The following is a 12,710-nucleotide window of genomic DNA, read 5'->3' on the forward strand; positions in this document are numbered from 1 at the left end:
GCTTGGCGGTGCCCGGCTTGCCGTGGTCGGTCGCGGCCACCCCCGGGTCCGCGCCCGCCAGCCGACCGCCACCCGAGCCGCTCGCGCCACCGGCCGCGGCAACCGCGCCTGCGGCGGCCCGCGCCCCGGGTTCGGTGCGCGCACCCCCCGGCTCGGCACGCCCGGTCGCAGCACCACCCGCCGCACCGGAGCCGCCACCGGGACCACCTGAGCCACCGGGACCACCGGGAGCACCCGGTCCACCCGCGACAGCCCCCGCACCCGGGACAGCCCCGGCGACCGGAGCAGCAAGGCGCCCGACAACCGCCGCCGACGCACCGGGACCACCGCTCACCGGAGCCGAGGAAACCGGCCCTCCGCCACCAACAGCACCAGCACCACCACCAGCACCGCCGACAACACCACCGCCCCCGACGCCACCGCCTGTGCCGACAGCACCACCTGCGAAGGCGCCACCGAGGCTCTGCTGCGCAGGCGGCACGGCGCCTGCCGCCGGAGCAGCGGCCTGCGCGAGCACGTCGAGCACCGCCGCGGACGAGGCCCGCACGGCGTCGTGGTTCACCGGCAGCTCAGCCGCGACGTGGCCGGGGAGGTCCACCACCCCGGAGACCACCGGTGCCGACGGTCCGGAGCCCGACGGCACCGGACCGGACGGCCCCCACCCGGGCTGCGCCTGGTGTCCCGCCTGCGAACCGGCGTGTTCGGTGCCCCGGTCGACCGCGCCCGCGGCGTTGTCCACGACCTGCGCGACCGGGTCCAGCGGCCCGGTCCCCGGCTGCGCGCCGACGACGTGGTTGACGGTGCCGGAAGCCGTGTCGACCACCCCCGCGGTCGTGTCGACGACCTGGCCCACGCCATGGAGGACACCGCTGACCGGCCCACCCGCCGGGTTGCCGGTGAGCGCCTGGTCGACCCCGCTGACCAGGTTGTCGACCAGCGGCAGACCGGTGGCCCCGGCACCGGCCGGGGCGCCCGGTCCGCCGCCGCCGAGGACCGGCAGCGCCTGGTTCGCGACGGCGTGCTGCACGCCCCTGACCATGGTGTCGACGACGGGCAGCCCGGTGGGGGCGTTCCCGGTCAGCCCCGACACCACGCCGGGGACGACCCCGGCCAGGCCCTGCCCTGCCTGACCGGCGCTGCCGCCGCCGACGAGGTTCTGCACCGGGGCGAGGAGGCCGGACCCGATCGGCCCGCCGGACGCGCCCGGGTTGGGGTCGACCACGTTGGTGAAACCCGCGGCGCCGGTGCCGGGCAGCACCGAGCCGACCAGGGTGTCCTTGATGTGGGCGACGTTGGCGGCGGTGCCGCGCAGCGCCGTCTCCAGGCCGAGCAGCGCGTTGGGCAGCCCGGCCGCGGCGGCGCTGTGCGCGGCGTCGGTGTTCTTGGCCAGCTCCACCAGGTTGCGCACGATGGCGACCTTGGCCTCGCCGACCTGCTGGGCGGCGTGCTCCAGCTTGTCGGCGTTGGCGGTGCAGTGGGTGATCGTCGCGGTGAGGTGACCGGTGTCCGGGGTGACGAACCCCGCCCAGTGCCGGTTCGCGGCGTCGCCCGCCTCCCCGGCGAAGCTCGACAGCGCGGTGCGGGCGGTGCCGTCGGCGTCGCCCGCGAGCGAGCCCATCCGCACGCCCGCCTCGCGCCACGCCCCCGCGGCCTGGCGCATCTTGTCCTCGTCGGCCTCCGGCCAGACGACCCCCGCGGCGGCGGCGACCGACACCAGCTCGGCGGGCAGCTCGATTCCCATCCTGGTCCCCTACGCGTCCGCTGAGCCGATGGTCCTGGCGTTGTCGGCGTCGCCGCCGCGGTAGCCCTCGGCCGTGCCGAGGAACCGCCCGCCGACGTCGCCGAGCCTGCCCGGCAACGCGCCCAGGTTGCCGAGGGTGTCCCGCGCGGCCCCCAGGTAGCCGGAGGCGAAGCTGCGCCCCACCTCGTCGCCGCCCCAGCACTCCCCGACGGCGCTGAGCACGTCGTCGAGGTCGCGGTGGATGGCCCCGGCCCGCTGCGCGAGCGCGTCGAACTGGCCCGCCCGCGCGGCCAGCGCGTCGGCGTCGGCGCGGAAACCCTCCCCGGCCATCAGGCCCTCCTCGGCGAGTCGGACTCCAGCCAGGTCATGTGCTCGAAGCTGTCGTCGGGGTCGGCGACCGGGCGCGGCGGCGCGATCTCGGCCGGGGTCAGGTCGGCGGTGCCGCGCAGCAGCGCCTCCGGGTCGGTCCCCGCGGGCAGCACCGGCGCCACCACGTGCCCGGCGGCCCGCGCCGCCAGCGCGTCGGCGGCGGCGGTGGTCCGCACCACGACGGTGGCCAGCTCGGCGGGCCGGTAGCGGCGGTAGGCGCCGTCGTCGATGGTCAGCGCGGTCAGCGCGCCCTGGGCGGAGACGGTGGCGGTGACCATCCCGCACGGGCTGGTGGCGGATTCGCTGATCGCGGCGAGCGCGGTGTGCACCCCCGCGAGCTGGTCGCGGCTGCGCCGGTAGTCGGCGAGGAGCTCCTCGACCTGCGCTGCGTGGTCAGCCACCACGGCCACCTCCGCTGGGTAGTCGGCGCCTGCACGGTCCCCGGTCACGCGTTGGACGGGTGGAGGGGGCGACCGGTTCCACCCCGCGCCGGTGATTCTCCAGCGCCACCCGCACGGCTTCGAGCCCGCGCCGCACCACCCCCGTCACCGCCGCCCGAACAGCGGCGAAGACCCCGGCGGGCGCAACCCGGCAACGACGGCGGCCCGCACCGCCCGCGCCAGCGGCGCCCCGACCGCCGACCGCGGCCCGCCGTACCGCTCGACCGGACCGCGGGTGGGGCACAGCAGCACGGTCGCGTCGGTGCAGGTGCCGGTCCCCGGCACCCCGGACTCGACCAGGGCCTGCGCCTTGGCCTCGGCGACGGTCGCCACGGCGTTCACGAGCGCGGCGTCGGCCAGCCGGACCGGGAGCAGGCATACCGCGTTGATCGTCCCGGCGGTCGACGCCGTTTCGCCGGTGGGTTCGGCGGCGGCCCAGGTGGGCGCGTCCCCGATCCCGGTGGTCACCCAGGCGGAGACACCAGCGTCGCGGTGGTGCCGGACCAGGCGGACGTCGACCCCGGTGAGCAGCCCGCACCCCGCCCCGCGCACCCCGATCCGGTCGGCGATCTCCCGCAGGTGGACCTCCGGGTCGTCGCGGTCGTAGCTCAACGGCACGGTGGCGTTCACGACCCAACGCCGCTCGCCGATGCCGCCACCGAGCGGCCCGGAGGAGATGGCGAGCACCGGCTCGGGCGGGCGCCAGAGCAGCACGTGCCCCTCGTCCGCGACCAACTCCGGCTCCACACCCACCTCCGATCCCGGTTCAGCGGCAAGCCTGGACCTGCCGCAACAACGCCTCGCGCGTCTCCCCCGCGCTCAGTGCCATTCCGCCGAGTTGCCGCAGGTATGACGCGCGCCCCTGGTCCTCCAGCACGATATCGGTGTCGTGGTGGGTGAGGTGGACTATCGGCGGAAAGTGCGCGACGTCCAGAACGCGACATCCAGGCCAGGTCACCACAGTGTCGGGGAACAGCCGGATTTCGGGCAGGTGGTCCTGGAAGAGGTGGAGTAGTTGCGCGCGGTGGTCGCGCTCGGGCAGACCGGGATTGCCCAGAGCCCGGGGGTGGATCAAGAACCGGCTCTTGCGCAATGCCGCCGCGCGGACCGCTTGGGCGGAGTAGGGATTCGCGCCCGTGGTGTGTTCGACGGCTCGGTCGTACTCCGCTGTCCGCAGTGGACCGGGGATCAGACCGGGCTCGAACCAGGTGATTTCATCGGCGAGTTCCTCGATGTCCCGGAGGGGGTTCTTCCCAGTGCCCGGGCGAATGATCCACTCGGCGAGTTCGGCGGTCTTGGCCCACTCGTAGAGCGTGGGGCGGCGCCCTGCGGGGATGTCGAGAAGTGCGCAGAGACCGCCGACCTCCAGCGCGGTCGGCACCCGGCGGCCCGTCATCACCCGGTTGATCATTGCCGGGCTCATCGACATCTGTTCGGCCAGGTTTCGGGTGGTGAAACCACGCGCCCGCCGGGCGCCGTCGAGTTCGCGGGCGAGCAGCAGGCCGCGCAGGGTCTTGGCGCGGACGACGTCGTTGTCCTGCGTCGTGGTGGTTGCGGGCATGGCCGTTGTTCCTCGGAATCGATTCGTGTCCGGAGAGCGGCGGTGGATCGCCACGGGCATGAGGCAATCCCCGCCGGGGCTCGGACGGTTGCGTGTCAGTCAGTCGGCATGGGATCGATCAGGTGGACCCGGTCAGGGGCAGCCGACCGCTGAACTCCGCAACCGGATACGCGGCCGCCACCAAAGCGATCGCACAATCCGGGCACAGGAGCTTGCCCTCCGGTCGTGACGGCGCCGCCGTGTCCACGGGTATCCGGCACAAACCCCGCATGTCGAACGACCCGCCCACCGCACGACGGTCCAACACCACGTGCGCGCGGTCCAACCAATAGGGGCTGGTCCCCCAGCGCACCAGCGGAAGACTTCGCACCGTTGCCACCTCGCGTCTGTGTTCCGACCCCAGAGGACACCACCGTCGCGGCAAGCGTTGAGCATTGCCGCCGGGCGCCTACCAGGCAGTCTTGCGGCAGCGGGGCTTCCGGTGAAGTGACAAGCCGTCACAGCCACCACGAACGAGGAAGTGGGCTAGGACATGGTGTCCCAGCCCACTCCGCAATGCGCTGTCAAAGGTCGATGTCGAGGCGGTCAGCGAGCCTTTGAATGGGTGCTTGTCGCCGCTTGGCTCGTTCGGCCAGTTCGCGCACGGTCTGCCGACCGAGGGTGTGGTAGCGCAGCCACTCCGGCGCGGTCCGTTCCGCGACGAGGAGTTGTTCGACAGCGGCCTCGTCGTGGTCCAACTCGCTGTGGGCGATGGCCACATCCAACAGGTGGCGCGATTTCCAGGTCGGCGACACCCAACCGTTCTCCGGTATGTCGGCCGCCAGGGTCAGCGCTTTGTCGAACTGCTCGCTTTCAACCGCCGCGTTGACGGCCGCGATACCCGTGTTGGTCGGCCCGAACGGAGTGGCGTAGAGGTTGTAGTCGCGCTCGATGCGAGCGGCTGCCGCGCGAGCCAGGTTCATGTGCTCGTTGCTGCGGTCGACCTGCTTGTCGCGGACGGCGGCACTGGCCGCGCGCAGCATGAGGATCCCCCACACCGCTATCCGCTGCGGCGAGTCCCGAATGAGGTCCGGCTCCATGAGCGCGGCCTGTCGCAGAGCGGCCGTCTCCGCGTCGCCGAGACGTCCTTGCTTGAAGAACACCCAGGACAGGGCCGACACGTTCATCGCGTGCAACAACTCGTTGTTCGACTTCGCCGCCGCCTCCTGGGCGCGGATGAGCCCGATGTACCCGATGTCCGGCCTGCCGAGACCCGTCATCATGGTGGAGGCGATTTGCAGCACCTCGGACAACAGCCCATAGGCGGCAACCTGCTCGGCGCCGGAGAGAGCCTGCGTGGCGGCCCGGGCTTCCGCGATCAGACCGGGCAGCATGGACCCCAGTTCGGCGAAACTGCCCTGCTGCCGCACTCGTTCCGCTTCCTTGAGCGCACCACTCAGGTGTTCAACGGTCGGCGGCTGGTCATCGAAGACATTGTGGTCACCCAAGCCCGGAAAGTAGTCGAGCGCGCTCAGTTCGTCTCGGATCGCCAAAATTCCGACGGCCTGCTCGTCCACCGGGGCGTTGGTGGTCCCGGGGTGACCCAGCAGTTGCGCGATCTCGATGTCCAAAGCCCGGGCCATCCGCGTCAGCGAACTCATACTGGCGGTGTGGCGCACCTCTTGTTCGAGCTTGCGCACCAGGTCAACGCTGACATCGGCCTTCTCGGCGAACTGCTCCCGAGTGAATCCACGACGCTTGCGCACCCTCTTGATACGCACACCCAAGCTCGCATCGTCGCTGACCATGAGGTGGACACCTCCGGGAGACGAGGGGCGGTGGAGTCCAGAGTACGGGCCTCAGCCGCGCAGGGCCTGGACCACGCGGGACGGGCTGGGGCGACCGAGGCGTTCGGCCATCCAGGCGCTGGTGTCGACCAAGGCGTCCAGGTCGACGCCGGTCTGCACGCCCAGGCCGTCGAGCATCCAGACCAGGTCTTCGGTGGCGAGGTTGCCCGTGGCGGATTCGGCGTAGGGGCAGCCGCCGAGGCCGCCCGCGGAGGAGTCGACCGTGGTGATGCCGAGGCGCAGGGCGGCGAGGGTGTTGGACAGGGCTTGGCCGTAGGTGTCGTGGAAGTGGACGGCCACCGACTCCAGGGGCACGCCCGCGGCGGCGACCTCCCCGACCACGGCGGCGACCTGGCCGGGGGTCGCCACGCCGATCGTGTCGCCGAGGGACAGCTCGGAGCAGCCCATCGACATCAGCCGGGCGCCGACCGCGGCGACCTGGGTGGCGGGCACCGGGCCCTCCCACGGGTCGCCGAAGCACATGGACACGTAGGCGCGGACGTCCAAGCCCTCCGCGCGGGCCCGGGCGACCACGGGCTCGAACATGGCGTACTGCTCGTCCAGGGTGCGGTTGAGGTTGCGCTCGGCGAAGGTCTCGGTGGCGCTGCCGAACACGGCGATGTGCCGCACCCCGGCGGCCAGGGCCCGGTCGAGCCCGCGCTCGTTGGGCACCAGGACCGGGTAGCGCACGCCCTCGACCCGTTCCAGGCCCGCGAGCAGTTCCTCCGCGTCGGCGAGCTGCGGCACCCACTCGGGGTGCACGAAGCTGGTGGCCTCCAGCGTGGTCAGGCCCGCCGCCGCCAACCTGGCCAGGAACTCCAGCTTGACCTCGACCGGGACCACCGCCTGCTCGTTCTGCAGGCCGTCGCGGGCGCCGACCTCCCAGACGGTGACCCGGGGTGGCAGGCCCTCCGCCGGTACGCGGTCGGGGAGGCCGACGTCCCTGGCTCCCACGTCAGCGCCGTCCGCGCGGCTCGTAGCCCTGGTCCGGGTAGCCGTGCGGGGGCAGGTCCGCGGCGGGGCGGGCGAAGTCGTCGTGCGGGTTGTCGTTGACCTCGCGGTAGAGCAGGGTGTGGACCTTCTCCACCGAGGGGATGTCGTAGAACTCCAGGGGCTCCTGGGAGCTGGACTCGATGATCAGAGTGCCGCAGCCGACGACCCGGTCGATGAGACCGTGCTCGAAGCGGACGCTGCTGATGCGCGAGAGCGGGATGTCGATGCCGGTGCGGTTGAGAACACCCATCCGGGCCATCACCCGGTCGGTGGTGACGATGAAGTGGGTCGTGCGCCAGCGGATGAACGGGGCGACGAACAGCCAGGCGATGAGCACCACGGCCAGCGCGGCGATGACGATCCAGGCGATGTTGGCCCACTCCAGGTCCTGGGCCAGGACGGCGAGCCAGATACCCACGCCGAGGACGACCACCAGGCAGAAGTACGGCAGCAGCAGCATCTTCCAGTGGGAGTGCTTGTGCAGCACCACCTGCTCGCCCTGGCTGAGCAGGTCGTCGGGGTACGCCACGTCGTCCTCCTGGTCGTCGCTGCTGACGCGATCACCGTACCCGCGCGGCGGCCCCCGGGTCCCCGGGTAGCGGGAAGTCGCTCAGGCGAGGCCGCGCACGTGGACGACGTCGCCCGCGGACAGCGACCGGCGGGTCCCGGCGACGTCCACGACCACCTGCCCGTCGGCGTCGACGTCGACGGCGAGGCCGCGCAGTTCCGAGCCGTCGGGCAGCTCCACCCGCACCCGCTGGCCCAGCGTGGAGCAGTGCGCCCGGTAGAACGCCAGCAGGTCCGCCTCGCCCAGGTCGCCCCCGGCGGCGCGCCACGCCCGCTCCGCCTCGTCGAAGGCGCCCAGCAGGGCGATCGCGGCCGCGGCCCGGTCGGGGTCGCCGCCCTCCTGGGCCAGCGAGGTGGCGGGCAGCCCACCCGCCCCGGCCGGGACGGCGGTGCCGAGCGGGCCGACGTTGAGGCCGATGCCGAGCACCACGGCGGGCCCCCCGGCGGTGGGAACGACCTCGGCGAGCACGCCCGCGCACTTGGCCGGGTTCGTCCCGGCGAGCAGGTCGTTGGGCCACTTCAGGGTGGCGGTGACCCCCGCCGCCCGCGCCGCGCGGACCAGCGCCACCCCGGCCACCAGGGCCAGGGTGCCGAACTTGGCGACCGGCACCCCGTCCGGGCGCAGCAGCACGCTCAGGTACAGCCCGCTGCCGGGCGGCGACACCCACGTCCGGGCCCGCCTGCCGCGCCCGGCGGTCTGCTCCTCGGCGATCAGCACGCTGCGGTCCGGCGCCCCCCGCTCGGCGGCGGCGACCAGGTCGGCGTTGGTCGACCCGGTGGCGGCCACCACGTCGACCTCGGCGTAGCGGTCGAGCAGGTGCGCGCGGAGGTCCTCGACGTCGAGTTCGGACATACCGAGCAGCGTAGGGCGTGCCCCGGGAGCCCCGCCCCGAAGCGGCCCCTGATCGGGTGACGCCCCGAATCCCACCGGCCCAGCCGCCGACCACGCCGCCTGCCCGACGCCTGCCACCCGGAGCCCCACCCCGCGCAGCTGCCGACCACCCCGAAAACCGCCGGCCCGGCTACGCAATTGCCCGGGTGGGTGGATGTGCTTGGGTGGGGGAAGCGATCATGTGCAAGCCTGCCCGGGCTGTGGGGCATCTCCTCAGCCCCACTCGGTCACACTGGGCGCATGATCGCTGTAGGGGCCCCGCCCGAGCAGATCCACCCACCCGGGCACCAACGACAAATCCCGGGCTTTTAAGACCCGGCCACGGCTGAGCAGATCCACCCGGGCACCAGCGACAAACGACCGGGTTTTGAACCACGGACACGGCACAACACAGTCCCACCGAGAACACCGCCCCCGGGAACCGTCCGGTCGGAGCGGGAACGGGCGGGTCCCGGGGAGCGGCGCCCACAGCCTCTTACCTCCACCGCGCTGGAGGTCAAGGGGTTCTCCGCAACACCGTGACATCCCCTACGTGCACTGCTGAAATGGCCTCCGGGTCGCTAGGGTGCAGCCTCATGAGCAGTGCGACCGAGCCGATCGGCCAGGCCCCCGCGGACGAGCCGGACATCCACACGACCGCGGGCAAGCTGGCCGACCTGTACCGGCGCGACGACGAGGCGATCCACGCCGGGTCCGCGCGCGCGGTGGAGAAGCAGCACGCCAAGGGCAAGTTGACCGCGCGCGAGCGGATCGACCTGCTGCTGGACCCGGGTTCCTTCGTGGAGCTCGACGCGTTGGCGCGGCACCGGTCGACGAACTTCGGCCTGGAGAAGAACCGGCCCTACGGCGACGGCGTGGTGACCGGGTACGGCACCGTCGACGGCCGCCCGGTGTGCGTGTTCTCCCAGGACGTGACCGTCTTCGGTGGTTCGCTCGGCCAGGTCTACGGCGAGAAGATCGTCAAGGTGATGGACCTGGCGATCAAGACCGGCCGCCCGATCGTCGGCATCAACGAGGGCGGTGGCGCGCGCATCCAGGAGGGTGTCGTCTCCCTGGGCCTCTACGGCGAGATCTTCACCCGCAACGTGCGGGCCTCGGGCGTGGTGCCGCAGATCTCGCTGATCATGGGCGCGAACGCGGGCGGGCACGTGTACTCCCCGGCGCTCACCGACTTCATCGTGATGGTCGACCAGACCTCGCAGATGTTCATCACCGGCCCGGACGTGGTCAAGACCGTCACCGGCGAGGAGGTGACGCTGGAGGAGCTGGGCGGCGCCCGCACGCACAACACCAAGTCCGGTGTCGCGCACTACATGGGTGCCGACGAGGAGGACGCGATCGGCTACGTGAAGGAGCTGCTGTCCTTCCTGCCGTCGAACAACCTCACCGAGGCGCCGGTGTTCCCCGGGTTCGTCGAGGAGGGTTCGGTCCTCGACGGGCTGAGCGAGTCCGATAAGGAGTTGGACACGCTGATCCCGGACTCGGCGAACCAGCCCTACGACATGCACGAGGTCATCAACCGGGTCATCGACGACGGTGAGTTCCTGGAGGTGCACCCGCTGTTCGCGCCGAACCTGATCGTCGGCTTCGGCCGGGTGGAGGGGCGCAGCGTCGGCGTGGTGGCCAACCAGCCCACCCAGTTCGCCGGCTGCCTGGACATCGACGCCTCGGAGAAGGCGGCGCGGTTCGTGCGGACCTGCGACGCGTTCAACGTCCCGGTGCTGACCTTCGTCGACGTGCCCGGGTTCCTGCCCGGCACCGACCAGGAGTTCGACGGCATCATCCGGCGCGGGGCGAAGCTGATCTACGCCTACGCCGAGGCGACCGTCCCGCTGGTCACCGTGATCACCCGCAAGGCCTTCGGCGGCGCCTACGACGTGATGGGCTCCAAGCACCTGGGCGCGGACATCAACCTGGCCTGGCCGTCGGCGCAGATCGCGGTCATGGGTGCCTCCGGGGCGTCGAACATCCTGCACCGGCGCACGCTCAAGGCGGCGATGGACGCCGGTGAGGACGTCGACGCGCTGCGCGCCAAGCTGGACCGCGAGTACGAGGACACCCTGCTCAACCCGTACCAGGCGGCCGAGCGCGGGTACGTCGACGCGGTCATCCCGCCGTCGCACACCCGGGGCAACGTGGCGCGCGCGCTGCGGATCCTGCAGGACAAGCGTGAGAGCATGCCGCCCAAGAAGCACGGCAACATCCCGCTGTAAGGAGACCGCTGTGACCGACGCAGAGAGCACCCCGCAGCCGCTGCTGCGCGTGGTCCGGGGCACGCCGGACGACGTCGAGCTGGCGGCGCTGGCCGCGGTGGTCGCCGCCGCGGCCGCCGCGGGTGGTGAACCGGAGCCCGAGCCGACGCCGAGCGCGTGGGCGGACAAGGCGGCCCTGGTCCGCGCCCCGCTGCGGCACGGCGCGGGTGCCTGGCGGGCTTCCGCGAGGCCCCGCTGACCGACGCTCGCCGCTGCCCCCGACCCACCCGGGTCGGGGGCAGCGGTCGTTTCAGCGCTTCGGCGAGTGTGGCCACGGCGGCGAGTGGGCGGCGTTCTGGCGTGCCCGGCCGGACCCCCACATGTCGGCGGAGTCGGGGGGCGCGGCGGGCTGCTCGGTCATGCGGGGACGATGTCCACCCGCCGGGCGCGAGGTCCGGTGAACGCATCGGCGGCGCGCGACGTCTCAGGGAGCATGGTGGGCATCGGCATGGCGGAGAGGGGCGCGGCGGGGGTCCGCGGTCCGTGGGTGGCGCTGTTCGCGCTGTGCGCGTGCTTCTTCATGGTCATGCTGGACTCGACCATCGTCACCGTCGCCATCCCGGCCGTGCTGACCGGGCTGGACGCCACCCTCAACGAGGTCATCTGGGTCAACAGCGTCTACCTGCTGGCGAACACGGTGCCGCTGCTGGTCACCGGCCGCCTCGGCGACCGCTACGGGCCCAAGCGGGTGCTCCTCGCCGGGCTGGTGCTGTTCCTCGGCGCCTCGCTGTGGTGCGGGTTGTCGACCTCGGCCGGGTCGCTGATCGCGGCGCGGGCGGTGCAGGGGCTCGGGGCGTCGGCGATGACGCCGCAGACGCTGTCGTTCATCAGCAGGCTGTTCCCGGCGCAGCGGCGGGCGGCGCCGATCGCGGTGTGGGGCGGGGTCGCGGGGGTCGCCACGATCACCGGGCCGGTCCTGGGCGGGGTGCTGGTGGAGCACGTCGGCTGGCCGTCGATCTTCCTGCTGAACCTGCCGATCGGCGCGGTCGGGCTGGTGCTGGCGCTGCTCCTGCTGCCGGACTGGCGGCCGAGCACCCGGATGCGCTTCGACACGGCCGGGGCGCTGCTGGCCGCGTCCGGGCTGGGGCTGCTGGTGTTCGGGTTGCAGAACGGGCAGCACTACCGGTGGGGCGCGATCGTCGGCCCGATCGGGGTGCTGCCGGTGCTCGGGGCGGGGGTGCTGCTGCTGGGGGTGTTCGCCCTCCGGCAGCGGGTGCCCCGACCGGACCCGCTGGTGCCGCCCGCGCTGTTCGCCGACCGCTCGTTCGGCTACGCGAACCTGGTGCACGCGGCGCTCGGCTTCGCCACCACCGGGATGTTCCTGCCGCTGGTGCTCTACGCGCAGTCCGTGCTGGGCCTGGACCCGGTGGAGTCGGCGCTGCTGTGCCTGCCGATGGCGGTGGCCGCGGGGCTGGCCGCATTGGTCGCCGGGCGGGCCCTGGGCCGGTTCGGCGGCAAGCACCTGATCATCGCCGGGTTGACCGGGCTGGCGGCGGGGACGGCGGTGCTGGCCGTGTTCGCCGCGCCGGACGCCGACCCGGGGGCGCTGGTGCCGGGCCTGGTGGTGGCCGGGATCGGCATCGGGCTGGTGTTCTCGCCGCTGACCGCGACCGCCACCGCCGGGCTGCCGCCGGACCTGGTGGGCGCCGGGTCCGGGGTGTTCAACACGTCCAGGCAGGTCGGCGGGGTGCTGGGCAGCGCGGCGACCGGGCTGCTGCTCCAGGTGGGGCTGGGGGTGGCGATGCCGGACGCGGCCAGGGAGTACGCGCGGGTGCTGCCGCCGCGCTACGCCGACGAGTTCGTCCGCCGGATCACCGAGGCGGCCGACTCGGCGGGCCAGTTCGGCGGCGAGGGCCCGGCGGTGCCGGTCGACTGGTCGCCCAGCGTGGCCGAAAAGGTGCGCGAGCTGGCCACCGACGCGTTCGCCCTGGGGTTCACCACCGCGACCCGCGCCACGCTGGTGCTGCCGGTCGTGGTGCTGGTGCTGGGCGTGATCGCCGCGGCCGGGCTGCCGACCGGCAACGGGGAAAACCGGGGGCTGCCGCCGGGGCGGGGAACTCCGTAGCGTC

11 protein-coding genes and 1 pseudogene are annotated in these 12,710 nt (G+C 72.9%); 3 read left to right on the top strand and 9 right to left on the bottom strand.

What is annotated here, in order from left to right; genetic code table 11:
• The 9 genes and pseudogenes from L6E12_RS26740 to L6E12_RS26780 form a co-directional block, all read right to left on the bottom strand.
• Positions 1 to 1,741, bottom strand: a pseudogene (locus L6E12_RS26740) (hypothetical protein); the annotation flags it as partial.
• Positions 1,742 to 1,750: 9 nt separating this feature from the next.
• The gene (locus L6E12_RS26745) at positions 1,751 to 2,071 is read right to left on the bottom strand and encodes a WXG100 family type VII secretion target (RefSeq protein WP_236230688.1); all 321 of its coding nucleotides are present in this window, start codon (positions 2,069 to 2,071) and stop codon (positions 1,751 to 1,753) included.
• The gene (locus tag L6E12_RS26750; protein ID WP_308075328.1) at positions 2,071 to 2,511 is read right to left on the bottom strand and encodes a YbaB/EbfC family nucleoid-associated protein; all 441 of its coding nucleotides are present in this window, start codon (positions 2,509 to 2,511) and stop codon (positions 2,071 to 2,073) included. Before L6E12_RS26750 ends, L6E12_RS26745 begins: the two co-directional genes overlap by 1 nt.
• 144 nt (positions 2,512 to 2,655) lie before the next feature.
• The gene (locus tag L6E12_RS26755; RefSeq protein WP_236230689.1) at positions 2,656 to 3,297 is read right to left on the bottom strand and encodes an adenosylcobinamide amidohydrolase; all 642 of its coding nucleotides are present in this window, start codon (positions 3,295 to 3,297) and stop codon (positions 2,656 to 2,658) included.
• 19 nt (positions 3,298 to 3,316) lie between these two features.
• Positions 3,317 to 4,111 carry a Scr1 family TA system antitoxin-like transcriptional regulator gene (locus tag L6E12_RS26760; RefSeq protein WP_236230690.1) on the bottom strand — a complete coding sequence of 265 codons (795 nt, stop codon included), beginning with the start codon at positions 4,109 to 4,111 and terminating at the stop codon, positions 3,317 to 3,319.
• A gap of 563 nt (positions 4,112 to 4,674) precedes the next feature.
• Positions 4,675 to 5,898: a helix-turn-helix domain-containing protein gene (locus L6E12_RS26765; protein ID WP_236230691.1), complete on the bottom strand. Its 1,224-nt coding sequence runs from the start codon at positions 5,896 to 5,898 to the stop codon at positions 4,675 to 4,677.
• 51 nt (positions 5,899 to 5,949) lie between these two features.
• Positions 5,950 to 6,891, bottom strand: coding sequence for a hydroxymethylglutaryl-CoA lyase (locus L6E12_RS26770; RefSeq protein ID WP_236230692.1), 942 nt, complete (start codon positions 6,889 to 6,891; stop codon positions 5,950 to 5,952).
• Between the two features lies 1 nt (position 6,892).
• Positions 6,893 to 7,459: a PH domain-containing protein gene (locus L6E12_RS26775; protein ID WP_236230693.1), complete on the bottom strand. Its 567-nt coding sequence runs from the start codon at positions 7,457 to 7,459 to the stop codon at positions 6,893 to 6,895.
• A gap of 81 nt (positions 7,460 to 7,540) precedes the next feature.
• The gene (locus L6E12_RS26780) at positions 7,541 to 8,350 is read right to left on the bottom strand and encodes a biotin--[acetyl-CoA-carboxylase] ligase (RefSeq protein ID WP_236230694.1); all 810 of its coding nucleotides are present in this window, start codon (positions 8,348 to 8,350) and stop codon (positions 7,541 to 7,543) included.
• Positions 8,351 to 8,964: 614 nt separating this feature from the next.
• Here L6E12_RS26780 and L6E12_RS26785 point away from each other — a divergent pair.
• From L6E12_RS26785 to L6E12_RS26795, 3 genes are all read left to right on the top strand, one after another.
• Complete coding sequence (locus L6E12_RS26785) at positions 8,965 to 10,602, top strand: acyl-CoA carboxylase subunit beta (protein WP_236230695.1); 1,638 nt, start codon at positions 8,965 to 8,967, stop codon at positions 10,600 to 10,602.
• Positions 10,603 to 10,612: 10 nt separating this feature from the next.
• Entirely contained in the window at positions 10,613 to 10,840 is a 228-nt protein-coding gene (locus L6E12_RS26790) for an acyl-CoA carboxylase subunit epsilon (protein WP_236230696.1), read from the top strand.
• 198 nt (positions 10,841 to 11,038) lie between these two features.
• A complete protein-coding gene (locus tag L6E12_RS26795) occupies positions 11,039 to 12,706 on the top strand; it encodes an MFS transporter (protein ID WP_236230697.1) in 1,668 nt (555 codons plus the stop codon).
• The last annotated feature ends 4 nt before the right edge of the window (positions 12,707 to 12,710 follow it).

Origin of the sequence: Actinokineospora sp. PR83 (genome assembly GCF_021056305.1) — a bacterium.
Taxonomy (GTDB): domain Bacteria; phylum Actinomycetota; class Actinomycetes; order Mycobacteriales; family Pseudonocardiaceae; genus Actinokineospora; species Actinokineospora spheciospongiae.

Coding starts and splice junctions, on each gene's coding strand:
- L6E12_RS26745 (WP_236230688.1), bottom strand. CDS start 2,071: ATGGCCGGGGAGGGTTTCCGCGCCGACGCCGACGCGCTGGCCGCGCGG.
- L6E12_RS26760 (WP_236230690.1), bottom strand. CDS start 4,111: ATGCCCGCAACCACCACGACGCAGGACAACGACGTCGTCCGCGCCAAG.
- L6E12_RS26765 (WP_236230691.1), bottom strand. CDS start 5,898: ATGGTCAGCGACGATGCGAGCTTGGGTGTGCGTATCAAGAGGGTGCGC.
- L6E12_RS26780 (WP_236230694.1), bottom strand. CDS start 8,350: ATGTCCGAACTCGACGTCGAGGACCTCCGCGCGCACCTGCTCGACCGC.
- L6E12_RS26785 (WP_236230695.1), top strand. CDS start 8,965: ATGAGCAGTGCGACCGAGCCGATCGGCCAGGCCCCCGCGGACGAGCCG.